Origin of the sequence: Corallococcus interemptor, assembly GCF_003668875.1 — a bacterium.
GTDB lineage: Bacteria > Myxococcota > Myxococcia > Myxococcales > Myxococcaceae > Corallococcus > Corallococcus interemptor.
The window spans coordinates 1-26,843 of the sequence record NZ_RAWM01000127.1 but is presented as its reverse complement, the minus strand read 5'-3'; the positions used below and the strand labels follow the sequence as shown (position 1 = coordinate 26,843).

Annotated in this window: 22 protein-coding genes; 10 read left to right on the top strand and 12 right to left on the bottom strand. The window is 71.1% G+C overall.

Going from position 1 to position 26,843, the window contains the following annotated elements:
• Positions 1-687: 687 nt before the first annotated feature.
• Complete coding sequence (locus tag D7X96_RS31540; protein ID WP_121725273.1) at positions 688-1,734, bottom strand: ABC transporter substrate-binding protein; 1,047 nt, start codon at positions 1,732-1,734, stop codon at positions 688-690.
• Between the two features lie 145 nt (positions 1,735-1,879).
• Here D7X96_RS31540 and D7X96_RS31535 point away from each other — a divergent pair, with 145 nt between their 5' ends.
• Together D7X96_RS31535 and D7X96_RS31530 are read left to right on the top strand one after the other, a co-directional pair.
• Complete coding sequence (locus D7X96_RS31535; protein WP_121771428.1) at positions 1,880-2,872, top strand: aldo/keto reductase; 993 nt, start codon at positions 1,880-1,882, stop codon at positions 2,870-2,872.
• A 73-nt stretch (positions 2,873-2,945) separates the two neighbouring features.
• Positions 2,946-4,304: a glycoside hydrolase family 16 protein gene (locus tag D7X96_RS31530; RefSeq protein ID WP_120553081.1), complete on the top strand. Its 1,359-nt coding sequence runs from the start codon at positions 2,946-2,948 to the stop codon at positions 4,302-4,304.
• A gap of 56 nt (positions 4,305-4,360) precedes the next feature.
• Here the strand turns inward: D7X96_RS31530 and D7X96_RS31525 are convergent, their stop codons facing one another.
• Entirely contained in the window at positions 4,361-5,569 is a 1,209-nt protein-coding gene (locus tag D7X96_RS31525) for a polysaccharide deacetylase family protein (protein ID WP_121771427.1), read from the bottom strand.
• 103 nt (positions 5,570-5,672) lie between these two features.
• Between D7X96_RS31525 and D7X96_RS31520 the strand changes: the two genes are divergently transcribed.
• The 4 genes from D7X96_RS31520 to D7X96_RS31505 all read left to right on the top strand — a co-directional run bounded on the left by D7X96_RS31520 (position 5,673) and on the right by D7X96_RS31505 (position 9,214).
• Positions 5,673-6,542, top strand: coding sequence for an ABC transporter substrate-binding protein (locus tag D7X96_RS31520; RefSeq protein WP_121771426.1), 870 nt, complete (start codon positions 5,673-5,675; stop codon positions 6,540-6,542).
• Entirely contained in the window at positions 6,539-7,333 is a 795-nt protein-coding gene (locus D7X96_RS31515; protein WP_121771425.1) for an ABC transporter ATP-binding protein, read from the top strand. The genes D7X96_RS31520 and D7X96_RS31515 overlap by 4 nt, the downstream gene beginning before the upstream one ends.
• Positions 7,330-8,265 carry a FecCD family ABC transporter permease gene (locus D7X96_RS31510; RefSeq protein ID WP_121724675.1) on the top strand — a complete coding sequence of 312 codons (936 nt, stop codon included), beginning with the start codon at positions 7,330-7,332 and terminating at the stop codon, positions 8,263-8,265. The genes D7X96_RS31515 and D7X96_RS31510 overlap by 4 nt, the downstream gene beginning before the upstream one ends.
• Positions 8,266-8,374: 109 nt before the next feature.
• Positions 8,375-9,214 carry a tetratricopeptide repeat protein gene (locus tag D7X96_RS31505; protein WP_120551882.1) on the top strand — a complete coding sequence of 280 codons (840 nt, stop codon included), beginning with the start codon at positions 8,375-8,377 and terminating at the stop codon, positions 9,212-9,214.
• A gap of 26 nt (positions 9,215-9,240) precedes the next feature.
• On the opposite strand, the gene D7X96_RS31500 is transcribed toward D7X96_RS31505, so the two are convergent.
• The 3 genes from D7X96_RS31500 to D7X96_RS31490 all read right to left on the bottom strand — a co-directional run bounded on the left by D7X96_RS31500 (position 9,241) and on the right by D7X96_RS31490 (position 14,156).
• On the bottom strand, positions 9,241-9,459 hold the full coding sequence (locus D7X96_RS31500) for a DUF3185 family protein (protein ID WP_014396547.1): 219 nt from the start codon (positions 9,457-9,459) through the stop codon (positions 9,241-9,243).
• A gap of 61 nt (positions 9,460-9,520) precedes the next feature.
• Entirely contained in the window at positions 9,521-12,616 is a 3,096-nt protein-coding gene (gene rnr / locus D7X96_RS31495; RefSeq protein WP_120551883.1) for a ribonuclease R, read from the bottom strand.
• A 127-nt stretch (positions 12,617-12,743) separates the two neighbouring features.
• Entirely contained in the window at positions 12,744-14,156 is a 1,413-nt protein-coding gene (locus D7X96_RS31490) for a protease inhibitor I42 family protein (RefSeq protein ID WP_120551884.1), read from the bottom strand.
• A gap of 162 nt (positions 14,157-14,318) precedes the next feature.
• Between D7X96_RS31490 and D7X96_RS31485 the strand changes: the two genes are divergently transcribed.
• From D7X96_RS31485 to D7X96_RS31475, 3 genes are all read left to right on the top strand, one after another.
• Entirely contained in the window at positions 14,319-15,548 is a 1,230-nt protein-coding gene (locus D7X96_RS31485) for a molybdopterin molybdotransferase MoeA (RefSeq protein WP_121771424.1), read from the top strand.
• Positions 15,549-15,671: 123 nt separating this feature from the next.
• The gene (ribA, locus tag D7X96_RS31480; protein ID WP_120551886.1) at positions 15,672-16,346 is read left to right on the top strand and encodes a GTP cyclohydrolase II; all 675 of its coding nucleotides are present in this window, start codon (positions 15,672-15,674) and stop codon (positions 16,344-16,346) included.
• 34 nt (positions 16,347-16,380) lie between these two features.
• Positions 16,381-17,202, top strand: a complete 822-nt coding sequence (locus tag D7X96_RS31475) for an MBL fold metallo-hydrolase (protein WP_120551887.1) — start codon at positions 16,381-16,383, stop codon at positions 17,200-17,202.
• A gap of 6 nt (positions 17,203-17,208) precedes the next feature.
• Here the strand turns inward: D7X96_RS31475 and lipB are convergent, their stop codons facing one another.
• The 4 genes from lipB to lipA all read right to left on the bottom strand — a co-directional run bounded on the left by lipB (position 17,209) and on the right by lipA (position 22,236).
• Positions 17,209-18,294, bottom strand: coding sequence for a lipoyl(octanoyl) transferase LipB (gene lipB, locus D7X96_RS31470; RefSeq protein WP_121771423.1), 1,086 nt, complete (start codon positions 18,292-18,294; stop codon positions 17,209-17,211).
• The gene (locus D7X96_RS31465; RefSeq protein ID WP_121771422.1) at positions 18,291-19,886 is read right to left on the bottom strand and encodes a ClpX C4-type zinc finger protein; all 1,596 of its coding nucleotides are present in this window, start codon (positions 19,884-19,886) and stop codon (positions 18,291-18,293) included. The genes lipB and D7X96_RS31465 overlap by 4 nt, the downstream gene beginning before the upstream one ends.
• A gap of 100 nt (positions 19,887-19,986) precedes the next feature.
• Positions 19,987-21,258 carry a dihydrolipoamide acetyltransferase family protein gene (locus tag D7X96_RS31460; RefSeq protein WP_120551890.1) on the bottom strand — a complete coding sequence of 424 codons (1,272 nt, stop codon included), beginning with the start codon at positions 21,256-21,258 and terminating at the stop codon, positions 19,987-19,989.
• 48 nt (positions 21,259-21,306) lie between these two features.
• Entirely contained in the window at positions 21,307-22,236 is a 930-nt protein-coding gene (gene lipA, locus D7X96_RS31455; protein WP_120551891.1) for a lipoyl synthase, read from the bottom strand.
• A gap of 140 nt (positions 22,237-22,376) precedes the next feature.
• Between lipA and D7X96_RS31450 the strand changes: the two genes are divergently transcribed.
• Positions 22,377-23,153, top strand: a complete 777-nt coding sequence (locus D7X96_RS31450; protein ID WP_233610025.1) for a DUF72 domain-containing protein — start codon at positions 22,377-22,379, stop codon at positions 23,151-23,153.
• Between the two features lie 61 nt (positions 23,154-23,214).
• Here D7X96_RS31450 and D7X96_RS31445 read toward each other — a convergent pair whose 3' ends face one another.
• The 3 genes from D7X96_RS31445 to D7X96_RS31435 form a co-directional block, all read right to left on the bottom strand.
• Positions 23,215-24,624, bottom strand: coding sequence for an OmpA family protein (locus tag D7X96_RS31445; protein WP_158626652.1), 1,410 nt, complete (start codon positions 24,622-24,624; stop codon positions 23,215-23,217).
• Between the two features lie 208 nt (positions 24,625-24,832).
• Positions 24,833-25,948 carry a SpoIID/LytB domain-containing protein gene (locus D7X96_RS31440; protein ID WP_121771420.1) on the bottom strand — a complete coding sequence of 372 codons (1,116 nt, stop codon included), beginning with the start codon at positions 25,946-25,948 and terminating at the stop codon, positions 24,833-24,835.
• The coding region (locus D7X96_RS31435; RefSeq protein WP_502260789.1) for a penicillin-binding protein 1C at positions 25,945-26,843 on the bottom strand (899 nt) is incomplete at its 5' end. The genes D7X96_RS31440 and D7X96_RS31435, both read right to left, overlap by 4 nt.

The following is a 26,843-nucleotide window of genomic DNA, read 5'->3' as shown; positions in this document are numbered from 1 at the left end:
CGCACCAGGAGCGCCAGGACCGGAACCACCGCGAAGAGCATCAGAGGCAAGAGCCACAACGCCAACGCAACCCACCGCCCCCTCATCGCGAGCCCCCATCAAGAGTCGCGAGAAACCGTCCACGCCACGCCAGGCCCACGGCAGTGCGATCCACCCAACCGGATGAGAATCGAAGAATCCCGCAGAGCCTCCCCGGCGGTGGCGCTCCCAAAAAACCTGTCCGACAGTCGGACAAGCTGGCACCACCACCGTGCGAGCCGGTCCGACAGTCGGACAAGCCGTGCTCCTTGCATGGGGCTGTCGGACAGGCGGACCGGTTGGGCCCCCCGGTTTGGCCTGTCGGACAGGCGGACCGCTTGAGCCCACCGTTCGAACCGGTCCGACAGTCGGACAAGGTGGGGCCGCGACCTGGACGTGTTGGACAGGCGGATGGGTTGGGACGACTGAGCGAACCGGTGCGACTGTCGGACAGGTTTTGCCCGTCGCGGCGGCCGGTCCGACTGTCCGACAGGTTTGGAACCTTGCGGCGGTCCCCCTGGGCTGACGAGTTCCCGGCGGAGGCGACTCCGCGAAACCTGTCCGACTGTCGGACAGGTTTTGAGCACACCCGGCCGGAGGGCGCCTTCTTGATTGTTCGAGGTCCCAGGATTCGACCTCGCGGTCGGGCCGGGTCTGGGCGTTCCTGGCTCATTTCGCGAATGCCCGGCTGAAGGCTTCCTTGATGTCACCGCCGTGCAGCAGCCCCTGCTCCAACAACTCGGGCGTCCAGGCCTGCGCTCGGCCCAACAGCGTGTCCACTCCGGGCTCTCCACGCGGGCCGCTCAACCGGGGATCCACCGCGTGCATGTCCCCCTTCTCCACGATGATGCGCTGGCCCTCCGGTGACAGCAGCACGTCCACCAGCGCCTTCGCCGCCACCGGATTGCGCGTCGATGCGAACAGCCCCACCGGCCCCGGGATGACCACCGCTCCGTCCTCCGGCCAGATGATCTCGATGGGACTGCCCTTCGCCTTCGCCGCCAGCGCGTTCTCCAGCAGCAACACGCCCGCGTCCACCTCGCCGCTCTCCACCTTCTGGAGCACCGCCGCGTTGCCTCCCGCCACCACCGCGCCCTTCGCCCTCAGCCCCTCGAAGTAGGCCTCCCCTCGCCGCGCGCGCAGGAACACCGCCCACGTGAACGCGGTGCCCGACGTGAGCGGATCCCCGATGGCCGCCCTCCCCTTCCAACTTCCATCCACCAGCGCCGTGAATGACTTTGGCGCATCGCCCGCGCCCACCCGGTGCACCAGCACCATCGTGGACAGCCGCACCGCCGCGTACCTCGCATCCAGATCCAGCAACGTGCGCGGAATGCGCAGCGCGTTCACGGACGCGTAACGCAGGAACGCTCCCTCCCTCGCCAGTCGCTCATAGAGGAACGGATCCGACGTCATCAGCACGTCCGCGCGCACCGCTCCCGCGGCCCGCTCCGCCTCCAGCCGGCTCGCGACCTTCTCACTGCCCGCCTGGTACCAGTGCACCTTCACGCCGGGCAGCCGCTCCTTCAGCAACGGCTCGAACGCGTCCAACACATGCCGGTACATCGACGTGTAGACCCACACCTCGCCGGACGGGGTGTCGGCCTGCGCCACGGCGGCGCCTCCCGACGGCGCGGCGGATTCAATGCGGCACGCGGCCAGGAGGATCAGCGCGAGGAGCGGCCCCACGCGCCGCACAAGGAGGGGGATGCGCATGCGGGTGTCGATTATGCGGCACACGCCCTCCCGGCACACCTGGTCCGCAGCGGTGGCTCCTGCACAGTCGGCCCGCGCGCCCGTTGTCCCCGGCCCCTCCCAGCCGCAACGTCGGCCTCTGCCCTCTGTGGAAGGACGCCCGCGCATGACCCGGAAGGAATTCCTCGCCGCGACGCTGTCGCTGATGGTTGCTCCGCCCGTGCTCGGGGCCTCGCCCTCGAAGGCGAAGAAGGCTCCCGCCGTGCCCCGGCGCAAGCTGGGCCGCACCGGACAGGACGTGTCCTGCATCGGGCTCGGGGGCTTCCACATTGGCAAGCAGAAGGACGAAGCGGAGAGCATCGCGCTCATCCGCGGCGCGTTGGACCAGGGCATCAACTTCCTGGACAACTGCTGGGACTACAACGACGGCAAGAGCGAGGAGCGCATGGGCAAGGCGCTGCGCGACGGCTACCGCGCCAAGGCCTTCCTCATGACGAAGATCGACGGCCGCGACAAGAAGACCGCCGCGAAGCAGATCGACGAATCCCTCCAGCGCCTCCAGACGAACCACGTGGACCTGCTCCAGCTCCACGAAGTCATCCGCGACAGCGACCCCGACCGCGCCTTCGCGGAAGGCGGCGCCATCGAGGCCATGAAGGACGCGCAGAAGGCCGGCAAGGCGCGCTTCCTGGGCTTCACCGGCCACAAGTCCCCGGACATCCACCTGAAGATGCTGGAGACCGCGAAGAAGCACGGCTTCCGCTTCGACACCGTGCAGCTGCCGCTCAACGTGATGGACGCCCACTTCAACAGCTTCGAGAAGCGCGTGCTGCCCGTGCTCGTGAAGGACGGCATCGGCGTGCTCGCCATGAAGTCCATGGGCGATCCGTTCATCCTCGACAGCAAGACCGTCACCGCGCCCGAGTGCCTCCGCTACAACCTCTCCCTGCCCGTCAGCGTCGTCATCACCGGCATCGACTCGCAGGAGCGCCTGCAACAGGCCCTCACCGCCGCGCGCGGCTTCAAGCCCCTGAGAGAAAAGGACGTCCAGGCCCTGCTCGCGAAGACAAAGGACGCGGCCCAGGACGGCGCCTACGAGAAGTACAAGACGAGCCACCACTTCGACGGGACCGTCCAGAACCCCCAGTGGCTCGGCTGAACCATTCCGAGACCTCCTGGCAAGGTGTGTAAAAACCGGCAAATATGAATGCTCCCCCAACCCCGGAGCATTCATGCACCGCCCCTTTCGAGCAGGCCTCGTCGCCGCAGGACTCCTGACCACCCTCTCCGGCTGTTCACCGGAACCGGAAGCCGCCGCCCCGGTGGAGGCGGAAGGCTACGGCCAGACGCAGCAGGGCGAGCGCGCGTACGACCCGGGCGCTGGGTGGTCCCTGTCGTGGCAGGACGACTTCACGGGCTCGGCGCTGAACACGGGCGCGTGGAACGTGCTGACGAGCAACTGGGATCCGGTGACCAACAACTGCAACTTCGGCACGGGGGAGCTGGAGTTCCCGCGCGCGCAGAACGTGGCGGTGGCCAACGGCAAGCTGATCATCTCCGCGGAGCGCACGGCGGACAACCCCACGGACTCGCGCTGCCCGGGGCAGTACCGGTCGTTCTATTCCGGCCGCATCCACACCAAGGGCAAGGTGGAGGGGCGCTACGGAAAGATCGTCGCGAGCATCAAGGTCCCGCCGGGCTACGGCATGTGGCCCGCGTTCTGGACGCTGGGGTCGAACATCCAGAGCGCCGGCTGGCCGGCCGCGGGGGAGATCGACATCCTGGAGTGGAAGTCCACGGAGCCCACGTGGATGAAGTCCGCGCTGCACTGGTACAACAACGGCAACGCGGACTGGGGCACGGGCGCGAGCCGCGGCGTGGACCTGTCGCAGGACTTCCACACGTATGAAGTGGAGTGGACGGCGAACACCATCGTGTTCCGCCTGGACAAGGACTTCGTGTCCACGGCGACGTTCAACCACAACGAGTCCGAGTTCCAGCAGAACCACTACCTCATCCTGAACCTGGCGCTGGGCGGCGTCTGGTACGGCAACCCGGCGCCGGCCTCCATCGACCTGGCCTGGGGTGCGAAGAAGACGATGGAGGTGGAGTGGGTGCGCTGGTACCAGCCGGGCGGCTCGCAGTCGCTGGGGTTGACGAACCCGGGCTTCGAGCAGGGCATGACGGGCTGGAACACCTGGAGCCCGAACGGCACGGCGACGGCGGCGTTCTCGGAGACGTACAACGGCGGGCACTCGGGCAGCTTCCACCTGACGCACTGGACGTCCGCGGCGGCCTACGAGGCGTGGACGTACCAGACGAAGTCGGGCCTCGCGTCCGGCAACTACAAGCTGCGCGCCTGGTTCCGCAAGGGAGGCACGTTCGACTTCGCGCGCTTCCAGGTGAAGAACTGCGGCGATTGCGCGCCGGCCATCACCAACCTGGGCACCTACGGCAACTACACGCTCGTGGAGACGCCCGCCATCAGCGTCACCAACGGCTACCTGGAGTTCGGCCTGCACAGCAAGTCGCCGGCCCACAACGGCTCCAACTTCATCCACATGGATGACGTGGAGTTGATCAAGCTGTAGGCGATGACCGCCTTCACGCGCGCCGGAGCAGGCACCGGCGCGCGGTGACTTCACGGCTACGGCACGAGCACGAAGTCGTCCACGTACACCGTGCCCTGATTCGATCCGGAGTCATCCATCACGTAGAAGTCATCCACGATGCCGGACGTCGCCCCGATGGCGCTGAGCGGGATGGAGACCTTCTGCCAGGTGCCCGCCGCGATGGGGTGCCCCAGCGCCGTCTCCAGGTTGATGGAGCCCAGCAGCGTGCCGCCGTTGTAGAGCGCCAGCCGCACCTGCTGACCGCCCGTCGTGCCTCCGTGCACCCAGAGGTCCACGGACTGGTACTGCGCCAGGTCCAGCCCCGTGTGGTGGAACATCAGCGCCTCCCAGTAGTCCGGCTCGAAGCTCACCGCCGTGGAGCCGGAGTGCACCGTGACGGCCTGGTCCAGGTCGTGCGTCGCCCAGCTCCAGTCCTGGAAGCCGCTGCCCATGGCGTCGTCGTAGACGACCGTGCCCACCGACGGCGGCGCCTCCGTGAGGCCGTCCGTCAGCGCCAGCCCCTGCTCCACCGTCACGGTGCGGATGCCCGTGGACTGCACGTAGTTGAGGATGCTGTTGAAGTTGGTCGTCTTGTACTGCGTCTCCCGCGTGGGCGTGCCGCTGGTGAACTCGTGGAAGAGGATGATGAGCCAGCTCTTCTCCGCGATGGCCTGGTTGATCCACCCCTTCACCTTCGCCACCGTCACCGCGCTCGACACGTCGTTGGCGCGCAGTTCGTAGATGACCGTGTCGCGGTAGTTGCGGCCCGCGTTGATGGTGCGGTGGCTGGCGTACTCCGGCTTCAGCGCCGTCATCACCGTCGCGTTGTACGCGCCATAGGGTGACGCGAAGTCCTTGCCGCACTGCGCGCCCACGTTCGTCTGCAGCCACGTGCGCGAGTCATGCAGCTCCGACGTCAGCTGCGCGGGCGTCAGCGACGTGAGGTCCGCGTGCGTGCGCGTGTGGCTGGCGATTTCATTGCCCTCCGCCTTGAGCGTCTGCACCTGCGCGAGGCTCATGTAGCCGCCCCACGCCTGGGCCACCGCGTCCGTGACCAGGTAATACGTCGCGGGGATGTTGCGCGACTTGAGCGCCGGCCGCGCCAGCGTGTACTGCGTGCTCCAGCCGTCATCCAGCGTGATGGAGATCATCCCTTCCGAGAACGGCGACGCGGCGAGCGCCGAGGAAGTGCCAAGCAGCGCCGCGGCGCAGAGCGCGCGCGAGGTCCAGTTCATCCAAGCCATGTCCGGGTATTCCCCCTGTGAGGAGTTCCCAGGATATGCGCCCCGCCCCAGCGAAACCCAGACGCCGCTTCCCACGACCCGCGTGCTAGAAGTCGGCCCGCCCATGAGTCTCTTCCGCCTCCCCTCCCTGCTCTGCGTGGTGCTCGCGCTCGCGGCGGGCTGTCAGCGCCCGGCGCCCCCGGCCACGGAGCCCCAGGCGCGGCGGATCGTCTCGCTGTCCCCGTCCGTCACGGAGGCGCTGTTCGCGCTGGGCGCGGGCGCTGAAATCGTGGGCGTGTCCGACTACACCGCCCTGCCCCCGGGCACCCCCGCCCTGCCGAAGGTGGGCACCACGTTCGCGCCCAACTTCGAGGCCATCGCGAAGCTCAAGCCCACGCTGCTCGTGGATCAGCAGGTGAAGCAGGCTCCGGCGGAGGCGCTCGCCGCGCTCGCGCCACTGAAGGTGCTGCCCTGGACGTCGCTCCCGGAGGTCGTCGGCAGCGTGAAGGAGCTGGGCCGTCTGAGCGGACGCGAGCCCCAGGCCGCCGCGCTGGCGCAGAGGCTGGAGCAGACGCTGTCGCGCCCCGCGCCGAAGGACGCCCCCCGCGTGCTGCTGGTGCTGGGCGACGTCGCGGGCACGCTGTCGGAGGTCTGGTACATGAAGCGCGCGTCGCTGCACGGCGCCGCGCTGGAGGCCGCGGGCGCGCGCAACGCCGTCGCCGAAGAGCGCTCCGGTCCCCCCAACCTGTCGCTGGAGGGCGTCATCGCGTTGGATCCGGACGCGGTGCTGGTGCTCATCAACGTGCCGTCCCTGGACGCCTCGGGACAGGCGCGGGTGCTGGCCCCATGGAAGCAGCTCACCGGTCTGCGCGCCGCGCGGGAGGACCGGGTGCGGCTGGTCGTCGGCCCCGACGTGCAGTCCACCGGGCCCGCCATCCTCGACGTCGTCGAGCGGCTCCGCGCCGCCCTGGGCACCCTGCCCCCCACGCGATGACGGCCGGACTGACGCTGGACGCGGTGACGGTGCGGGCGCGAGGACGGACGCTGCTGGACGGCGTGTCCCTGCGCGTGGCTCCGGGGGACTTCGTGGCCATCATGGGCCCCAACGGCGCGGGCAAGTCCACGCTCCTGCGGGTCGCGCTGGGCCTGCTGCGTCCGGACGCCGGGCAGGCCTTCGTCGACGGGCAGGAGGTGTCGCGCCTGGCTCCCCGGGAGCGCGCGGCGAAGCTCGCGTGGCTGCCCCAGCGGCTGGAGGCGGCCGAGCCCATCACCGCGCTGGAGCAGGTCGTCTCCGCGCGCTACCGCTTCCCCGAATCCCGGCGCGCGTCGGAAGAAGCAGCGCACAAGGCGCTGGCGGAGGCAGGCGCGGCGTCCTTCGCCCTGCGCCCCATCACGGAGCTGTCCGGCGGCGAGCGGCAGCGCGTGGCGGTCGCGGGGCTGCTCGCGCAGGAGACGCCGCTGGTGCTGCTGGACGAGCCCGCCAACTTCCTGGACCCCGCGCAGCAGCTGGAGTTGTACACGCGCATGGGCCACCTCTGGCGCGAGGGACGCGGCATCCTGTGCGTCACCCATGACGTCAACGTGCTCGCGCACGCCCACGCTCCGGGCACGCGCGCGCCTCGCGTCGTGGGCCTGTTCCAGGGCCGCGTGGCGTTCGAGCGGGAGCTGGACGCCCCCGACCTGGGCGAGCACCTGGGCGAGCTGTTCGGCGTGCGCATGCACGGCATGTCCGTGGAGGGCCACCGCGTGTTCGTGGGCCTGCCCCGCAGCGGGGGCTCCCCGTGAAGGCCTGGCTCGTCCTGGCGGTCTGCGTGGCCGCGTGCGCGGTGGCGCCGTTCATCGGCCCGGGCATCTCGCCGGGCTCGGTGGACTTCGTGTTCTGGCAGCTGCGCGTGCCCCGCACGCTGATGGCCATGCTGGTGGGCGGCACGCTGTCGCTGGTGGGCGCCGTGTACCAGTCCCTCTTCGCGAACCCGCTGGCCGCGCCCAGCACCGTGGGCACCACCGCCGGTGCGACCCTGGGCGCGCTGGTGGCCATCCTGCTGGGCGTGCGGCTCGCGCCGGGGGGATTTCCGCTGATCACCGCCACTGCCTTCGGGGGCGCGCTGGGCGTCAGCCTGGTGGTGGCCGCCATCGCCGCGGGCCGCCGCGTGCGGATGAACGACGTGGTGCTCGCGGGCATCGCCTGCTCCATGGCGGCGGGCGCCATCTCCACCGGCCTGCAGTTCACCGCGGACTCCGCCGAGCTCATGGCCGCCATGCGCTGGTCCCTGGGCCACCTGCCGCAGGTGGGCTACTCCGGCGTGCTGGTGCTCACCCCGTTCGCGGCCGTCACCGTCGTGGGCCTGCTTGCCCTCACCCGCGCGCTGGAGGTGTTCATCGCGGGCGAGGAACACGCGGAGTCCCAGGGCGTCCCCGTCCAGCGCGTCCGCACGGTGGCCATTGGCCTGGGGGCGCTGGGCGTGGCCGCCTGTGTCGCGTGGTGCGGCCCCATCGCCTTCGTGGAGCTCATCGTCCCGCACCTCGTGCGCCGGACGCTCGGGGTGAGCCGCCGCGTGCTGCTGCCGGGCTCCGTGGTGGTGGGGGCCGCGTTCCTCGCGTTGTGCGATGCGTCGGCGCGGCTGATCCTCCCCGGGCGTGAATTGCCCGTGGGAGTGGTGACGGCCGCGCTGGGCGCGCCCCTGCTCGTCTCCCTGCTCGCGCGCGCACGCTCCTGAGGCCCCCCACCGGACAGGGCCGCACCTGAAGCGAGTTCGGGTATATTCCGCGCCGCGTGGGGCCCCCCGCTGGGACGTGCCCCCTGGAACTTCACGAAAGGCTTTGGGCATGAAGCGGCTGGGTAGCGTGGGTTTGATGCTGGGTGTGCTGACCCTGGGCGGGTCCTTTGGCTGCGCCGACGAGAAGGAAGAGAAGGCCAAGGAGCACCGGGTCAAGGGCACCAACTTCCTCGCCGACAAGAACTACGCGGAGGCGGTGAAGGAGTACGAGGAGTCGCTGAAGATCGACCCGACCCAGGAGAAGGTCTGGGAGAAGAAGGCCTTCGCGCACATGCAGGCGGGCCAGACGGACCAGGCCGCGCAGGCCGCGCTGAAGCTGGTGGACTTCGCGAAGACGCCCCAGGACAAGGCCGAGGCCTACCGCAACGTCGCGGCGATGTACGCGAAGAACGGCCCGCTGGAGAAGGCGGAGCAGTACTTCCAGGAGTGCCTGAAGATCAACCCGAAGGACACCGACGCGCTCAGCTGGATCGCGGAGGTGCACTCGCAGCGCGGTGGCGCCCGCTCCATGTCCGCGCCGGCGAACCCCGCGGAGCTGGACCTGGCGCTGAAGACGTATGATCAGGTCATCGCCCTCAACCCGGACTCGGCCAACACGTACCTGAACAAGCGCATCGTGATGTTCAAGTACATCGAGCACGAGAAGTCGCTGATGCAGGCCGCGGAGCAGGAGGCCATCGAGGCCGCCACGCCGCCCAAGCCGGAGAAGGGCAAGAAGGCCGTGGTGGATCCGGAGGCCGCGGAGCGCGTCGCCGCCGCCAAGGCCAGCGCCGCCGCTCACGCCAAGCGCATCGAGGAGCTGACGGCCCAGGCCAACGAGGCCACCAAGCAGTTCGGCGAGGCGACCAAGCGCGCCAAGGCCGCGCAGGCCTCGGGCGCCACGAAGTAAGCAGTCCCGGGTAGAGGGGACGGGGCCTAACGCCGGCCTCGTCCTCCCCCGAAGAGGGCCAGCAGCACGCCGCCCACGAGCGCGGCGCCGCCGCCCGCGACGTAGAGCGTGGTCTGCTCGGTGTTGCGGCCGGTGATGAGCTCGGTGGCGCGTTCGGTGAGCGAGTCCCGCGCCTTGAGCCCGGTGAACAGCAGCACGCCGCCCGCCACCGCCAGCATCAACCCCACGATTCGCACAGCACCCACACGGCCTCCTTGAGTGGAACGGCTGGAACGGCGGCGCGGCCGGAAAGGCCCGGCCCCGCGTTCAGCGCTTGCGCTTGCCCGGGGCTCCGCGCCCCGGCTTCTTGCCCGCGCCCTTGGAGCCACCGGCCTTCTTGCCCGGCGCGGCCTTCTTCGAGGGCTTCGCCCGCGAGCTCGCGCCAGCGGCCGCCTTGCGGACCTTCTTGCCCGGAGCCGCCCCCGTGGAGAGCTGGCCCCGCTGCGCGGCCAGCGCGCGGATCCGGTCGAAGCCCGGGTGCGGTGAAGCCACCGGAGCGCTGTCGCCGGAGTCGAAGCCCGGCGGGGTGAAGGCCTCGCGAGGCGCCGGAGCCTCCGGTGCCGAGCCGGACTCGATGCCCTCTTCGGGCGCGGGGAGCGAGGGACGGATGACCTTGCGCTTGCCCTTGGCCGGCTTCGCGGGCTCCGCCTTCGGCGCGGGAGCCTCCTCCGTGCGGGCCTTCAGGAAGCGGCCGGCGCCACGGGCAGGCGCGGCCTCCTCGCGGCGCCCTTCCCGGCTGAAACGCCCTCGCGGACGTGGCGCGTCTCCCAGCACCTCGTCGCCGTACCCGGCAACCGTCGCGGCCTCCACGGTGGCGGCGTCCTCCGGCGCGGGCGGCTGCCACGGCGCCGCCTCCGCCTCGCCAAGCGAACGCCACTGCGCCGCGTCCTCGGCCACCGCGGGCTTGCGCCACGGCGTGCGGCCCGGCTTCGGAGCCTCGCGCTCGCTGCGCCCGGGCCTGCCACCCTTGTGACGGCCCGGCGCCTCGTTCACGTACTCACGACGGCGCGGCGGCTGCCGTGCGCCTTCGGCCCGCTGGAGCGGCGCCTCGTCCTCGAACTGGAGCGCTTCGAAATCAATCTTCCGCGCGGTGGTGTTCGCGGACAGCAGCCGCACGCGCAGCTTCTGCCCCACCCGCACGCGCCGGCCATTCGGATACACGAGCGAGTGCGTGCGCTTGTCCAGCTTGGAGCCCGGCCCCAGCGACTCGCCCTTCACCAGGCCCTCGACGTGGACCTCGTCCAGCTCCACGAAGAAGCCGAACTCCGCGATGCCCGCCACCGTGGCGTCGAACTCCTCGCCCACGCGGTCCTTCATCATCAGGGCCGCGTAGAACGCCACCACCTCGCGCTCCACCGTCATGGCCGCGCGCTCGCGCTCCGAGCACTGCTGCGCCATGCCCTCCAGCCGCTCCTCTTCCCGGTCCAGCTGCGCGTCCGAGGGCTTCTTGCCCTTGCGCGCCCACACCGCCTTCAGGATGCGGTGCACCAGCAGGTCGGGATAGCGCCGGATGGGCGACGTGAAGTGCAGGTAGTTCTCCGCCGCCAGGCCGTAGTGGCCCACGCGCGTCGACGTGTACACGGCCTGCATCATGGAGCGCAGCAGGAGCTGGTTCAGCGCGCGCTGCTCCGGGTGCCCCTCCAGCTGCGTGATGAACGCGTCCAGCTCCTTGGACGACACGCCGTTCTCCACGTCCAGCTGGAAGCCGTACGCCTCCGCCAGCACCGCGAACGCCGCCAGCTTCTGCGGATCCGGCTCGCCGTGGAACCGGTACACCGTGGGCAGTCCTTCGTCCTGGAAGTACGTGGCCACCGCCTCGTTGGCGGCCAGCATGCACTCCTCGATGAGCCGGTGGCTGTCCTTGCGCTCGCGCTTCTCCATGCGCAGCGGCACGCCGTCCTCGCCCAGCACCACCTTGTGCTCCGGCACGTCGAAGTCGATGGCGCCTCGCGCCTTGCGCATGCCCATCAGCGCGCGCGCCAGCGCCATCAACTGCTCGAACTGGGGCTTGAGGAAGTCGCGGTGCGGCACGTCCTTGCCGTCCAGGACGTCCTGCACCTCGTTGTACGTGCAGCGCGCCACGCTGCGCATCACCGCCGGGTACAGCTCGTGCGAGCGGCGCTGGCCGTGGCGGTCGAACGTCATGTCCGCCACCATGCACAGCCGGTCTTCATCCGGGCGCAGCGAGCAGATGCCGTTGGACAGCCGCTCCGGCAGCATGGGCAGCACGCGGTCCGGCAGGTACACGGACGTCGCGCGGTTGAGCGCCTCCGCATCCAGCGCGGTGCGCTCCTTCACGTAGTGCGACACGTCCGCGATGGCCACCACCAGCCGCCAGCCCCCGGCCTGGGCCTCCGCGTACACGGCGTCGTCGAAGTCGCGCGCGTCCTCGCCGTCGATGGTGATGAGCGGCATCTGGCGCAGGTCGCGGCGGTTGCCCTCGGTGGCCTCCGCCTCCGTGACCTTCACCGCGAACGCGTCCGCCTCGTCCATCACCTCCGGCGGGAACTCGTCGGAGAAGCCATGCGCGAAGGCCGACCCCAGCACCTCCGCGCTCGGGTCGCCGGGCCGCCCCAGCGAACCGGCCACCTCGCCGAACAGCCCCTGCCCGGGCTCCAGCAGGTCCGCGCCCACGCCCAGCCGCACCTTCACCAGGTCGCCGTCGCGCGCCATCTGCGTCGCCGGCACGCGGATGGGGCCCGGCAGGCTCGTGTCCGTGGTCATCACCAGCGAGTGCCGGCCCTGCGCCACGTACGTGCCCACCGCCAGCTCACGCCGCCGGTTGACCACGCGCACCAGCCGGCCCTCGAAGCGGCCCGGCCGCCCCGCCACCTCCACGAGGACGCGGTCGTTGTCCAGGGCCCGCTGCGCTTCGCCCGGCGGCAGGAAGATGTTCTCCCCCTCGCCGGACACCGGGTGCACGAAGCCGAAGCCGTCCCGGTGCATGTGGAGGATGCCCTCCACCGCGGGCTGGCTGGAGTCCTCGAAGCGGTCGTCGCGGGAGCCCCGCTGGAGCGAGCGCCGGAGGTTGCCGCCGCCCCGGGGACCATCGTCCCGGAAGCCGCCCCGGCGCTCCTCGCGCCCGCTGCCCGGGGCCGGGCCCCGCTTCTTGAGGGGAGGCGAGGACAGGTCGCGGCGGGCTTCGAAGCCGGAATCCGGCGCGCGAGGCGTGCGCGGGCCTTCCAGGCGGAAGCGCTTGCCGTCCTTGACGATGGCGCCCGCGCGCACCAGCTCACGCAGGGCGCGTTTGAGGTCGGTCTGCTGGCCGGGGTTCAGGCCTCCCAGGCGAAGGAGCTCCTTCAGGCCCAGGGGATGGTCGGCTTCAGCGAGCAGCTGTCGGATGTGGTCTTGGGAAATGCTCACGGTGGGGACGCGGCAAGGCCGCTGAGGGAACGGGTAAGCCCGAAGGGTGCGGGCGGGAACCCCCCGGCCCCCATTCGCCCTCCCTGGAGGACCTTGCGGTCCAGGGAGGGCCCGTGCGTCCAAGCCCTCAGGGCTTGACGGTGACGTTGATCTTGAAGGAGCGCTCCACCACGCCCGGCGTGAACGCCTTGGCGAGGAAGAACTCCACTTCGAAGTTGCCGGGGTTGCGCGGCGTGAAGAAGAACTCGCGGGTGGCCGGGCCGCCGGAGGGACCGGGCTCGAAGTTGGCCTCGCGCAGGCCCACGCGCTTGGCCAGCGTGGGCTCGATGGCCCAGGTGGCGCCGGGCTGCTCCGGCAGGCGCACCGTGAGGCCGTGGTTGAGCTTCACGTCCACGGACGTGGGCACCTCGCCCTCGATGTGCACCAGCTCCATCTCGTCGCGAGACACCGAGCGGGCCTCGGACGGACGCGGCTCCACCATCTCCGCGGCGATGCGGCCGCCCCAGCCGGACGTCTTGTCCACCACGCCCGTCACCTGGAGCGTCTGCCCCACGTGCTTGCGCAGGCTCTTCACCGCCGCCTTGCCCTCGATGGCGAAGGACACCTGCTGGCGCGTGCCGCCGTTGGACACGACGAGCACGAAGTCCTCGCCCATCATCTCCAGGTTGCCCCGGATGCTGGCGAAGCCCTTGATGCCGGCGCCCATGCCCGCGGCGACGGCCATGGAGACCTCGCCGGGCGACAGGTAGCGCAGCTTCGGCTCCGAGTCCGAGGGGGGCGGCGCGACCTCCTCCACCTCCGGCTTCTTGGCGGAGTACTTGCGCACCTCCACCACGCCGCTGTGGTTGGTGGTCTTCTTGATGAGGCCGACCACGGAGACCTTGTGGTCCACGTACGCCGGCAGCACTTCCTGATCCGGTCCCTGCAACAGGAACGTCAGCTCGCGCTTGTCGCGGCCCACGACGACCAGGTGGGGCATCTCGCCGCTGAGGATGAGGCGGCCCTTGAGGCTGCCCTCGCCCATCACGCCGCGGCCCTCGCCGGCCGTGAGCAGTTGCTCCATCTCACGCTTCGTCAGCGGCTCGCCCACGGGCGGAAGCTTCGTGGCGCGCGGACGGGGCTTCTCCACGGGCGGGCCCGCGGGGACGGACATGGGAGACTTGCCCCCGGCCTTGCCAGCGCCCTTCTTGCCGGCCGCGGCAGGGGCGGCGGGCGCGGCCTTCGCCGCGGGGGCGGCCTTGCCGGCCTTGCCGGCCTTCGCGGGAGGCGCCGCGGGAGCAGGAGGAGCCGCCTTGGCCGCTGCCTTCTTGGCGGCGGGGGCCTTCTCCACCTTCTCCGCCACCGCCTTCTTCGCCGCCGCGACCTTGCCCTTCGCCCCTTCAGCGACCGCCTTGACGACCTTCGTCGCGGCCGTCGCCACCTTCTTCGAGGCGTTCCTGATCAGATCCAGGCGGGCCGCGTTGTCCTTCTTCGCGGCAGGCTTCGCACCGGCTTTTGCAGCGGGAGTCGGCTTCTTCGCCCCGGACTTGGGCTTGGCCATCGACGCTGTCTCCTTGGAAATTTCCCGTGTGCTATCAACGGGTTGGCGGGACGCCCCTGCTGTTGGACGCGAGCCTCGCGATCACGATTGCTTGTAACGATGATCAGCTGGGCTGTCAAACTAACACTTGATTTTCTCACGGACTTTGGGTGGGAAAACAGCATGAGTGACGCCCCCGCATTGCTGCCGGTGGAGGAGGCCCGAGCGCGGATCCTCGGGCTGTGCACGCCGCTGCCCACCGAGTGGGTGCCCGGGGACGACGCCCTGGGCCGCGCGCTGGCCGAGGACGTCCTCGCCCGCCGCACCCTGCCCCCCTGGGACAACTCCGCCATGGACGGCTACGCGGTGCGCGGCGGGGACCTCACGGGCCCCCTGCCCGTGCGCCTCACGGTGGGCGAGACGGTGTTCGCCGGCAGGCGCCCCACCCGGGAGGTCGTCCCGGGCACCTGCGCGCGCATCATGACCGGCGCCCCCCTGCCCCCGGGCGCGGACGCGGTGGTGATGCGCGAGCGCACCCGGACCCTCGCCGGTGCGCTGGACGCGGTGGAGATCCTGGAGGCCGCGGGGCCGGGGAACTTCGTGCGGCCCCGGGGCGAGGACGCGAAGGAGGGCGACGTGCTGCTGCGGCGCGGCACGCCCCTGGGCATCCCGGAGCTGGGGCTGTTGTGGGCGCAGGGCCAGGGCACGGTGCCGGTGCCCCGCCGGCCGCGCGTGGCGGTGCTGTCCACCGGCGACGAGCTGTGCCGGGTGGACGAGCCCCCCGGCGACGGCATCGTGGACATCAACGCCCCCACCCTGGCCCTGGCGGTGCGGCGCGCGGGCGGGGTGCCCACGCTCCTGGGCATCGCCCGGGACACGCGGGAGGCCGTCCAGGAGGCCCTGGCGCGCACGGAGGGCTTCGACGTGGTCCTCACCAGCGCGGGCGTCTCCGTGGGCGACCACGACTTCGTGAAGGACGCCCTGGAGGCGCTCGGTGTCGAGCAGCGCTTCTGGCGCGTGGCCATCAAGCCCGGCAAGCCGCTGGTGGTGGGCCAGCGCGGCGCCACCCTCTTCATGGGCCTGCCCGGCAACCCCACGTCGTCCCTGGTGACCTTCGAGCTCTTCGTGCGCCCCGCCCTGCGCCGGCTCCTGGGGCACGCCGACGTGGAGCCGCCCCGCGTCGCCGGCCGCCTGGAGGGGAAGCTCTCCAAGGCCCCGGGGCTTGCCCACTTTGTGCGTGTCACGGCCACCTGGCGAGCAGGCGAGCTGTGGGCGAGACCCCTGGGGACTCAGACGTCGGGGGCCCTGCGTTCAGCTGCGGCAGCCACACATTTGCTTCACTTCCCCCGGGATACCAGCAGCCTGACTGATGGCTCCCATGTGGAGCTGGTCCCCCTCTCGTGGGTCGCCTGAGCAACGCAGTCCACGTCCGCCGCATCCAAACAGGCGGGTTTCACCACACCCATCGGGGTGTCACCTTGACTTGCATCCAGGGGGGCGAGAAGTAACGGCCCTCTCTCTGGGAGACGACCTACCATGTCCGACACTCGCTCACCCCAGGTCCTGCCGACCCGTAAGCCGACCCAGCACCTGGAGCGGTACTCGGAGGCGGACGTGCCCACGGCCCGCGGGGTGCTGAAGACCATCGTCTTCCGCGACAAGCGCAACGGGAAGGAGCACGTGGCGCTGGTGGTGGGCGAGCCCAAGGGGCTGGAGGGGGTGCCGGTGCGCATCCACTCCGAGTGCCTGACGAGCGAAGTCTTCGGCAGCCTCAAGTGCGACTGCCGCGAGCAGCTGGACCGGGCGCTGGACTTCGTGTCCCAGAACGGGCTGGGCGTGGTGCTCTACCTGCGCCAGGAGGGCCGGGGCATCGGCCTGGGCAACAAGATCAAGGCCTACGCCCTGCAGTCCAAGGGGCTGGACACCTACGAGGCCAACCGCCAGCTGGGCTTCGCGGACGACTTGCGCTCGTACGACATCGCTGCGGAAATGCTGCGGTCGTTGGATGTGCGGTCGGTGGACCTGATCACCAACAATCCGCTGAAGATCGCCGGGCTGGTGGAGGAAGGCGTGGCGGTCCGGCGCCGAATCCCTTCCCGGACCGAGCACAATCCGCATAACGTCGACTATTTGAAGACGAAGCGCGAGCGTACGGGGCACCTGATTGAGCTCTTCGCGGAGGACGACGACACGGAAGCCAAGGCCGGCTGAGCGCCCGGTCCGGCGGAGCACCGCGCGCTTCGAGGTGCGCTTCTGGGGGGTGCGCGGTTCCATCCCCGCTCCAGGCCCGGCGACGAAGCGCTACGGCGGCAACACGCCGTGCGTGGAGGTCCGCTGTGGCGACGAGCTGCTCATCTTCGACCTGGGCTCCGGAGCGCGCGGCCTGGGGGATGCGCTGACGGCGACGCGAAAGCCCGTCAAGGCATCCATCTTCATCTCGCACTACCACTACGACCACCTGCAGGGCCTGCCGTTCTTCTCGCCGATGTTCTCTCCGGCGAACGACGTGACGCTGTACGGGTCACCTCGGGACGGTAAGTCGCTCAAGCAGATATTGGCCGGGCAGATGGTGCACCCCTACTTCCCGGTGACGGCGGAGGACGTGTTCCGCACGCGCCTGGCGTACCGGGACGTGGTGGTGGGCGAGGACATCCCGGTGGGCAAGGCCACGGTGCGCACGCTGGAGCTGAACCACCCCGGCGGCAACGTGGGCTACCGGGTGGACTTCGGCGGGCGCTCGCTGGTGTACGCGACGGACGTGGAGCACGGCACGGACCTGGACGCGAAGCTGTTCGACTTCGCGCGGGGCGCGGACGCGCTCATCTACGACTCCATGTACACGGAGGACGAGTACCGCGGCCGCACCGGGCCGGCCCGCACGGGCTGGGGCCACTCGACGTGGGAGGCGGCGGTGCGCGCGGCGGACGCCAGCGAGGTGAAGCAGCTGGTGCTCTTCCACCACGACCCGGGCCGCGACGACGCGAGCATGGACGCGCTGCTGCGCGAGGTGCGCAAGCACCGCAAGGCCACCATCGCCGCCAAGGAGGCGATGGTCATCGAGCTGTAGTGGCGGTTACCGCCCGGGCGTCCTGAGCGCCCGGGTCACCGTCTCGCGCAGGCCCCGGAAGGGCAGCCGCTCCAGGGCCGTGGGCACATCCACCCATTCGAAGGCGTCGTGCTCCGGCCCCAGGCGCACCTGCGTGTCCGGCGCGGCGTGCACCGCGAAGCCGTGCTCCTCCACCAGTCTGGGCGGCAGCGCTTCCCCCAGCGCGAAGGCGTGGCGGTAGGCCAGGTCCACCACGGGCAGCGCGAGGCCGGTCTCCTCCGCCAGCTCGCGGCGGGCGGCGTCCCCGGGGGATTCTCCCGGCTCCAGGCGCCCCGTCACCGTCTGCCAGAAGCCTCCGCGCTCCGGCGTCCGGCGCAGCAGCAGCACGCGCGCCTCCGGCCCCCGGCCGTGCACCACGGCGACGCTCACCGTGCGCAGGCCCACCGTGCCGTCCACGCGCTGGGCGTCGAAGACCTGGGTGAACTCGCGCGCGAGCACCTCCTCCACGTCCGGGACGGACACGGGGTGGCCCAGCTCGCGCTGCATGGACGTGACGCCCGCCTCGCGGATGCCGCACGGGACGATGAGCTGGAAGTGCTCCAGGTTCGTGTTCACGTTGAGCGCGAAGCCGTGCGTGGTGAGCCAGCGCGACAGGTGCACGCCAATGGCGCCAATCTTCCGCGCGTCCGGCGAGCCCTCCTGCCCCAGCCACACGCCCGGCCACTTGGGGATGGCGCCGGCGGTGAGCCCGAAGGCCGCGAGCGTCTGGATGAGGCCGCGCTCCACGTCACGCACGTAGCGGCGTACGTCGCGGCGCTCCGGCGGCAGGAGGAGGATGGGGTAGCCCACCACCTGACCGGGGCCGTGGTAGGTGACGTCGCCGCCGCGGTTGGTGTCGAACACCTCCACGCCCTCTTCCGCGAGGCGCGCGTCGGTGGCGGTGATGTTCTCGCGCTTCGCGGCGCGGCCCAGCGTGAGGACGGGCGGGTGCTCCAGGAGGAGCAGCGCGTCGCCAATGAGCTCCTGCAGGCGGGCCTCGCCGAACAGGTGCATCAGCTTCAGTCCGTCCTCGTACTCCACCCGGCCCAGGCGGAAGACGGTGAGCGTGTTCATGGTGATCCCTTTCGCCCCCCTCGTGGGTTTTGGGATGGCGCGGCGGGCGTCTGGGCCGCTTCCAGGCTCCAGCTGCCCGCGTAGACGCGGGACAGGAGCGCCTGGAGCTCATGCCCCGCGCGCGGGGAGCGGACCGCTTCGGCGGCGAACGCTCCCAGGACTTCTTGAGACAGCGTGACGGCTGGCTGGCGCAGGGCCAGGGTGCGGCGCGCCACTTCGACGAGCTCCGGCACCGTGGGACGGCGCACCGGGAGCAGCACCTGCACGCGCTCCAGCAGGGACACGGGCACAAGGCCCTGCACGGCTTCAATCATGCCCGCGGTGGTGGGGACGGGCAGGCTGCCACCCTCCCCTCGCACCCACAGGCCCAGCGACGACACGGCGCCACGAGCGCTCATCACCACCGCGCGCTGCGGATGGCTCGCGAGGAACGCGGTCAGCGCGTTCTGGGCGCGGGGCTCCAGGCGGTCCACGTCCTCCACGAGGAGTGGTTCGGTGCCCGGCGTGGACTCCAGGGCCTCCACGGTCGCGAGCACGCCCTGGCCGTGCCGCTGGAGCGACTGGAAGAAGAGGCTCTTGCCGCAGCCCTCGGGGCCCACGAGCAGCAGGCAGCGGGCACCCGCCTGGAGCGTGCGCTCCAGCAGGGTCTTCACCTCGTCGTGGCCCACCATCTCCACGGTGCCGGTGCGCGCCTCCTCCGGCGCGGGCTTGCGCACAGGGGCCGGAGCGACGACGTCGCCCAGCAGGCCCTGGGATTCGCCCAGGCAGCCCTTGCAGATGAACGCCCCCGCCGGGCCCGCCACCAGGTCGCCCACCTCGCCGCGAGGCCGGCAGCAGAACGAGCACCATGCGTCCAACGCGGGAGCCGCGCGGGTGGGCCCCCGCTCGATGAGGCGCTTCTCACGGCGGCGGCCGCGCGCCGGTTCGGCGTGCACGGGCGAGGTGTCCTCGTCCGGGGGCCGCAGCAGTCCTCCGGGGACGACAGCGTCCTCGGCGCCCGAAGCACGCAGCAGCCCGGTCGCGGGATCGAGCGCGTCCTCTTCCGGGGGCATGAGCAGTCCGCCCGGGACGACGACGTCGCCTCCGGAATCGATGCGCTCGGCACCAACGTCCTCCCCCGTGCTGACGGGAGCGGCATCCGCGGAGGCAGGCCCATCGTGCAGCGTGACGGCTTCCGCCGAGGACACCGGGGCGCCGATGGCGGCAATCCTTCCGGCGAGCCGGGGCAGGCCGGGTTCGACGGGCAGCGGCGCGCCCCCCTTCACGGTGGAGTCCTCATGGGCCTCCAGCGTGTGCACCACGGCGCCCGCCTTGTCGTTGAACGCGTCGGAGACGGCGTCGCCCCAGCCCACCGCGCGGTACGCCGCGGCGTCCTTGTTGCCCGCCATGGCCGCCGTGAAGGCGGGGCTGACGTCCGGGGCTCGGGTCTTCAGCTGGCGCGCCTGCCGCAACAACTGCGAGGCGCGCGAGGCGTGGCCGGACTTCTGGTACAGCGCGGCGGCCTGCTCCAGGCACTCCGCCGCCTTCGCGCGGTCCCCCTGGAGCTCGGCGGTCTGCGCGGCGCGGATCAACTCACGGGGATTGTCGGCCATCGCGGCTGCCCGCCTTCAGCGTTGCTGTTCCGGAAGTTCCCCCGCATCCCGGCCGCCCCCCGGAGCAGGAGCGGTCGGGCGTGTCCCGCGACGCGTGTCCTCACGCCATCGCGAGGAACAGCAGGTCCGGCGCTTCCAGGTACTTGATGATCTCGTACACGAAGCTGGCCGCGACATCGCCGTCGATGACGCGGTGGTCGCAGGACAGCGACAGGTTCATCATGTCCCGGACCACGACCTGGTCGTTCTTCACCGCCGGGCGCTTCTTCAGCTTGTGAACGCCCAGGATGCCCACCTCCGGGTGGTTCAGGATGGGCGTGGCGAACAGGCCGCCGCTCTGCCCCAGCGACGTAATCGTGAAGGTGCCGCCCGTCAGCTCCTCCATCTTCAGCTTGCGGTCTCGCGCCGCGACGCTCAGGCGGGAGATCTCCTTCGCCAGCTCGCCCAGCGTGAGCTGGTCCGCGTTGCGCACCACCGCCACCGTGAGGCCGTCCGGCGTGGCCACCGCGATGCCGATGTTGTACTCGCCGCGCACCACCAACTCCTGCGTCGACTCGTCGAAGTTCGCGTTGAGGTGCGGGAACTTCTTCATCGCGGCGATGGTCGCCTTCACGATGAACGGCAGGTAGGTCAGCTTCGTGCCGTCACCGGCCGCCGCCAGCTGGCTGTTGAGCCGCGTGCGCAGCGCGACCAGGTCCGTGGCGTCCACCTCCTCCACGAACGCGAAGTGCGGCATCGTGAACTTCGAGCGCACCATCTTCTCCGCGATCTTCTTGCGCAGGCCCCGCAGCGCGATGCGCTCGTCGCCCTTGCCGGACGCCACCGGCGGCGCCGCCGGACGCGCGGCCTGGGGCGCGGGGGCCGCGACCTCGTTCTTCTTCGGCGCGCCGTTGCCACCCTCCAGCGCCGCCACCACGTCCGCCTTCGTCACGCGGCCCTGCGGACCGCTGCCGGAGATCTCCGCCAGGTCCAGGCCGTGCTCGCGCGCCATGCGGCGCGTGACGGGCGTGGCCAGCACCTTCGTGGCGGAGGCCGGGGCCGCGGGGGCCGCCGCCTGGGCCGGGCTCGCGGCCGGAGCACCGTGGGATGCCGGAGCGCCATGGGCCGGAGCCTGCGCCGCGGGAGCGCTGCCCTCCATGTCCAGCGTCACCAGCAGCTGGTGCACCTTCGCCATGTCGCCCTCACGGCCGTGCGTCTTCACGACGCGGCCGGCGTGCGGGCTGGGCACCGTGACGGTGGCCTTGTCCGTCATCACCTCGCAGAGCACCTGGTCTTCCTTCACCAGGTCGCCCTCCTTGACGTGCCACTTGACGAGCTCGCCCTCCGCCACGCCTTCGCCGAGATCCGGGAGCTTGAATTCGAAAGTCGCCATGAGGGGGAGTGTCTCTCTCTGGGGTTAAGGAAGGGATGTTCCGTCCGGTCAGCCGAGTCGCTCGACGCGCTCGCGCTCCATCAGGCCCTTCATGAAGAACTCGGCGGCGCGGTAGCTGGAGCGCACCAGCGGCCCGGAGGCCACGTAGAGGAATCCGAAGGACTCCGCCAGCGCCTTGTAGGCTTCGAACTGCGCGGGCGTCACGAAGCGCTCCACGCGCAGGTGGTACTGCGACGGCTGCAGGTACTGGCCCAGCGTGAGCACGTCCACGCCCACGTCGCGCAGGTCCTTGAACGTGCGCTCCAGCTCCTCGTCCGTCTCGCCCAGGCCCACCATGACGGACGTCTTGGTGTAGACCTTCTCCGGGCGGTTCTTGAGGTACTCCAGCACGCGCAGGGACTGGCGGTACGTGGCGCGGCGGTCGCGCACCGTGGGCGTCAGCCGCTCCACCGTCTCCACGTTGTGCGCCACCACGTGCGGCTTCGCCTCGGCCACCGTGGCCAGGTCCTCTTCCTTCCCCTTGAAGTCGGGGATGAGCACCTCCACCAGCGTGCGCGGGCTCTCCTTGCGCAGCTCGCGGATGGCGGACGCGAAGTGGCTGGCGCCTCCGTCCGGACGGTCGTCGCGGTTCACCGACGTGACGACGATGTACTCGAGGTTCATCTCCTTCACCGCCTGCGCCAGATGGATGGGCTCCATCGGGTCCAGCGGCGGGGGCGCCCCCACCTTCACGTGGCAGAAGCGGCAGGCGCGCGTGCACACCTCGCCCATCAGCATCACCGTGGCGGTGCCTCCGCCCCAGCACTCGGCGATGTTCGGGCAGCGGGCCTCTTCGCACACCGTGGCCAGCCCCACCCGCTTCACGATGGCCTTCACCCGCTCATAGCCTTCGCCATGCGGCAGGCGCACCTTCAACCACTCGGGCTTCCGGGTGCTGTCTGAGACCTGTGGGAGGGGAAACCGGTCGGGAGTCGCCATGGGTCGCGGGCCTTCTAGAGGGTGGGTGAAAGCAGGGTCAAGCGTGAAGCCCTAACGCCTCGCGTTAGCGCGGGCCAACCCCGAGGACAACTTCCGGGAGGTGTAACGCGGTGGACAGGGCGCGGCCACGCGGGAGGGGCGTGCCCATCCTCCAGCGCATGGCGGCCATCCACCTGGGAACGAGCGGCTACGTCTACAAGCACTGGAAGGGGCTCTTCTACCCGGACGGGCTGCCGGTCCGCCGCTGGCTCCCCTACTACGCGCGGGTGTTCTCCACCGTGGAGCTCAACGCCACGTTCTACCGCCTGCCCACGGAGGCCGCCGTGGACGGCTGGCGGGAGCAGGTGCCGCGCGGATTTCGCTTCGCGTGCAAGGGCAGCCGCTTCCTCACGCACTTGAAGCGTCTGAAGGAGGTCGGCGAGGGCGTGGAGCTCTTCCACTCGCGCGTGCTGCGGCTGGGCAGCCGGCTGGGGCCCATCCTGTGGCAGCTGCCGCCGAACATGACGAAGCCGGACCCCGAGCGGCTGGAGCGCTTCCTCGCCCACCTGCCCGGCGGCCTCCCCCATGTCTTCGAGTTCCGTCACGCGGCCTGGTACCACCCGGAGGTGCTCGCGCTCCTGGAGGCGTATGGCGCGGCGGTGTGCGAGCACGACCTGGTGGAGGAGCCGGTGCCCCACCCCACCGGGGGCTTCCGCTACCTGCGCTTCCACGGCGCGCACGGGCGCTACGAGGGCCGCTATGGACGCCGCGCGCTGCGGCGGGTGGCGGAGGACCTGAGGGCGTGGCGCGACGCGGGCCGGACGGCGTGGGTGTTCTTCAACAACGACTTGCAGGGCCATGCGCTGCTGGACGCGTTCGATCTGGCGGAGCTGTTGGGAGAACCGCTGCACCGGCCGGAGCCGTCCGCCGTGACGTAGACAGCGGCGCCCGGCCCTCACCGTGAGGACCGGACGCCGCCGGGACCGCGTGCCCGGGGGATTACTGACCGAGCACCTGCACCTCGATGCGGCGGTTCTGCACGCGGCCCTCGGGAGTATCGTTGGGGGCAATGGGGTTCGCGTCACCCTCGCCACTGACCTCGATGCGGTCCTGCGGGATGCCCCGGCTCACGAGCGCCCGGCGCACGCTCTCCGCGCGGCTCTCCGACAGCTGACGGTTGGCGTTCGCGTCGCCGGTGTTGTCCGTGAAGCCGTTGATGCGCACGCGCGCGTCGGACTTCTCCTCCATCAGCTTGCCCAGCTCGCCCACCATGCGCTGGCTCTTCGAGGTGAGCTGCGACGAGCCCGTCTTGAACTCCACGCCCTCCAGCACGAAGCCCTGCTCCGCGCTCGGGCCGTTGAAGGCCTCTCGCAGGCTGTTGGGGTCGCTCACGCGCATCTTCTCCTGACCGGAGCCGCCGGTGCCCTCGCCCTGCTGCTGCTTCCCGGTGTCCGCCGCGCCCGCGGTCTGCTTCTCCACGTCGCCCCCCGTGCCCGGGGTGGCCTGCGTGCCGGAGCCGCCCGTCGCGGGCGGAGTCTGAGGCTCGGCCTGGGGTGGAGGTGTCGCGGGCTGTGAAGGGGTCTGCGCGACGCGCTCCTGCGCGGGGACTGTCGTGGTGCGGGTCACCTGGGGCGCGCGGCGCTCGTCACGGCGGCCTCGCAAGGCACCCCACGCGAGCACGACCAGGGCGAGCAGGGCCAGCGGCACGGCCCAGCCCGCGATGCTCTTCTTGCGCTCCGGCGGACGGTTGTAGGTCGTCCGGGGCGTCGCCTCACGCACGGTGTGCGCCTCCCGCACGGGCGCCGCCTCACGGACCGGCGTCACGGTCTCGCGGTGGGGCTCGATGACCTCCGCGACCACGTGGCGCGCACCGCCAAAGCCCAGGACACCGCCCAGCCCCGCGGGCAGCGCGGCGGCGATGTTGTTGCGCTGGCCGTTGAGCAGCTGCATCAGCCCGGACGCGCCCATGCGCTGGTCGCGCACCTGTTTGCCCAGCACGCCCATCAGCATGGGGGCGACCAGGGACAAGAGCCGCGTCGACGAGCCGGGGTTGCTCATGCCACCAAAGCGCGTGAGCCCTTCGGTGACGCCGCCCAGCTTGTTGCCGAAGATGCCGCTCAGCATCCCCTTCCCGCGCTCCTCCTCGTCGAGCAGCCCCTCTCCGACGCCGCCCGTGCGCGGGGCCGCGTCCGGCCCGGTGAAGCCGCCCTCGTTGAGCTTCGTCAGCAGGCGGTGGGCGCCGGCCTCGTTGCCGCCCTGGTCCACGACGCCCGCGGCCACGGAGGCGATGGCTCCCGGCAGCGCCTTGGTGGTCGCCTGCGGGTCCTCGCCCAGCGATCCGCTGATCTTCTGGAGCAATCCCTTCTGCATGAATTGTGAGCCGACTGCTTCGATCAGATTGAACGCCATGTGTTGCCTCCCGGTTGGGTTCCGCACCGGGATGGCCGGTGCGCGAAGCCACCTCCCCGCCGGACCGCGCGGGGGTGAGGGCTCTGGAGCAATCGATACGGAGCACGGCGGGTGCTGGTAAGCCCAAGCGGAGAGGCGGGGCAGAGCCCCCGGAGGGCCGTCACCTTCGAGAGCGGCTGCGAACGGAAGGCCACGACGGCCCTCGCGTTCACTTGTCGTGGAGCTTCCCGGGAAGGGCGCGTGGGAAGTAGTGCGCGAGCAACTGCTCCGCGGTCCATCCCTGCCGTGCGAGCAGGGCCGCGCCGGCCTGACAGAGGCCCACGCCGTGGCCATGGCCCTGTCCTTCGAGGAGTGCCTGGTCACCGCCAAGCGTCAGGGAGAAGCGGGCGCTGCGGATCCGGTCCCACCCCGCGCGGGCACCGAGCGCGCGGAAGAACGCATCACCGCGAGCCATGCGTCCGGAAGCGCGGTCCACGACGCGCACGATTGCGCCGCTGGAGTCCCGGTCCAGCAGCAGGTCCTCCGCCCGAGCGGGGCCGCCGGTTGCATCCGAAGCGGCGGCCGTCACCAGCGCACGGGGCACGACGGCACGCCAAGGCGACGCGGGACAGCGGTCGGGCACGGCGGCGGCGCCCGAGAGATCCGGAGCCCCGAAGACGGCGACAGGGTCCGCCGTATGTCCGCCGCAGCTCGCGTGGAAGGGAGCGAGGGCAATGGCGCCACCGGGCAGGCGCAGCACGATGCCTTCCGTGGAGCGGGCGGCATCGCGGGCGCGGAGCAGGTGGCGTGCGAAGCCCTCACCGCGAAGGACCTGGCAGTGCGTGAGGTCGCAGGCCCGGGCTTCATCGTGCCGCTTGCCGGAAGCGAGCACATAGCTGCGGGCGGTGATGGCCTGGGCCCGGAGCGCTTCAAAGGGAGTGTCGACCTCCGTCTCGCTCGCGGTGACGGCGGCGATGTAGTCCTCCAGCGCGAAGGTGGCGACGACGATGAGCTCGCCGTCACGTGCTTCCAGAGACAGAGCGGCCTCATAGCGGCGGTCCAGGCCACGGCCGCGAACACGCCAGCGGCCAGAGTCGAGGCGCAGGGCCTGGGGCTGAGAGCGGCCATCCACGACGAGCGTGCTCGCCGATGCGACGACTTCGAGTGAGCGCGGGCCGTCCAGGCGCAGGCGCACGGGCCGGTGCTTGGAGAGGATGCGGACGTCGACCTGCGTATCAACCGACGCTCGGACCGAGGGCGACGACCGTGCGCCCGTGCGCTGCCCCCCCGGCGCCGTGCCCGCCACCAGCGCGGCGATGAGCACGGCCACTCCCGCCGCGTTCATCGGACCCGGAACCGCGTCACCGCCAGCGGTTCAGAACCACCGGGTGCCCAGAGCTCCAGCCGGCGCTCACCGGCCACCGCTGGCAGCCGGGTCACGAAGGGCGGACGCAGTTCGATGCGGCGCCCGTCATCCGTGCGCAGCTCCAGCAACTTCGCCCCTTGCGGCGCCATCACTCGCACGGGCACGGCCTGGGCACCTTCCGGCAGCTCCGGCTCCACCAGGAACTCGTCCCCGTTCGCCGGCAGGATGAAGCCGGGCTGTGTCTCCGGTCCTCCCTGCGCGCTCAACGACGTGGAGGCCAGCCCTTCCGCTTGCGCCCAGGCGAGATACGCCGGGCCCACATCCAGCGAACCGTCACCCCGGTGCATGGAGCACGTGTGACGCGGCGCCGTGCCCGGCAGGTAGACCTCCTTCATCACCCCGGGACAGTTCGGGCCCGCCCGGTCTCCGGACAGCGGGCAGATCTCCGCGGACTCGAAGTGGCTTCTGTCCACCAGCGGTGCGGCGCGCAGGCCCCGCATCGCCAGCGCCATCACCCGCGCGAACACCGGGCCCGCGCCCGTGATGCCGGACACGCCGCGCATCGGCGTGCCGTCGAAGTTGCCCACCCAGACCGCCACCGTGCGCTCCCGGGTGAAGCCCGCCGCCCAGTTGTCCACGTGCGCGCGGCTCGTCCCCGTCTTCGCCGCCACGCGGAACGGCAGCCGCAACGCGTTGTCCAGGCCGAAGGCCGGCGCCCGCGCGGCCTCGTCCGCCAGCACGTCCGTGAGCAGCTCCACCGGCCGCGCCGCCAGGAAGCGATGCTCCTGCATCTCCATCGGGATCCGCAGCGGCTTGCCATCCGCACCGAACGCCACGCGCACCTCTCGCAACGGCCCCACCACCCCACCCCGCG

Excerpts from the sequence above, each read along its gene's own strand:
- D7X96_RS31540 (WP_121725273.1), bottom strand. The coding sequence starts at position 1,734 with ATGCGCATCCCCCTCCTTGTGCGGCGCGTGGGGCCGCTCCTCGCGCTG.
- D7X96_RS31535 (WP_121771428.1), top strand. The coding sequence starts at position 1,880 with ATGACCCGGAAGGAATTCCTCGCCGCGACGCTGTCGCTGATGGTTGCT.
- D7X96_RS31530 (WP_120553081.1), top strand. The coding sequence starts at position 2,946 with ATGCACCGCCCCTTTCGAGCAGGCCTCGTCGCCGCAGGACTCCTGACC.
- D7X96_RS31525 (WP_121771427.1), bottom strand. The coding sequence starts at position 5,569 with ATGGCTTGGATGAACTGGACCTCGCGCGCGCTCTGCGCCGCGGCGCTG.
- D7X96_RS31520 (WP_121771426.1), top strand. The coding sequence starts at position 5,673 with ATGAGTCTCTTCCGCCTCCCCTCCCTGCTCTGCGTGGTGCTCGCGCTC.
- D7X96_RS31515 (WP_121771425.1), top strand. The coding sequence starts at position 6,539 with ATGACGGCCGGACTGACGCTGGACGCGGTGACGGTGCGGGCGCGAGGA.
- D7X96_RS31505 (WP_120551882.1), top strand. The coding sequence starts at position 8,375 with ATGAAGCGGCTGGGTAGCGTGGGTTTGATGCTGGGTGTGCTGACCCTG.
- D7X96_RS31490 (WP_120551884.1), bottom strand. The coding sequence starts at position 14,156 with ATGGCCAAGCCCAAGTCCGGGGCGAAGAAGCCGACTCCCGCTGCAAAA.
- D7X96_RS31485 (WP_121771424.1), top strand. The coding sequence starts at position 14,319 with ATGAGTGACGCCCCCGCATTGCTGCCGGTGGAGGAGGCCCGAGCGCGG.
- ribA (WP_120551886.1), top strand. The coding sequence starts at position 15,672 with ATGTCCGACACTCGCTCACCCCAGGTCCTGCCGACCCGTAAGCCGACC.
- lipB (WP_121771423.1), bottom strand. The coding sequence starts at position 18,294 with ATGAACACGCTCACCGTCTTCCGCCTGGGCCGGGTGGAGTACGAGGAC.
- D7X96_RS31465 (WP_121771422.1), bottom strand. The coding sequence starts at position 19,886 with ATGGCCGACAATCCCCGTGAGTTGATCCGCGCCGCGCAGACCGCCGAG.
- D7X96_RS31460 (WP_120551890.1), bottom strand. The coding sequence starts at position 21,258 with ATGGCGACTTTCGAATTCAAGCTCCCGGATCTCGGCGAAGGCGTGGCG.
- lipA (WP_120551891.1), bottom strand. The coding sequence starts at position 22,236 with ATGGCGACTCCCGACCGGTTTCCCCTCCCACAGGTCTCAGACAGCACC.
- D7X96_RS31445 (WP_158626652.1), bottom strand. The coding sequence starts at position 24,624 with ATGGCGTTCAATCTGATCGAAGCAGTCGGCTCACAATTCATGCAGAAG.
- D7X96_RS31440 (WP_121771420.1), bottom strand. The coding sequence starts at position 25,948 with ATGAACGCGGCGGGAGTGGCCGTGCTCATCGCCGCGCTGGTGGCGGGC.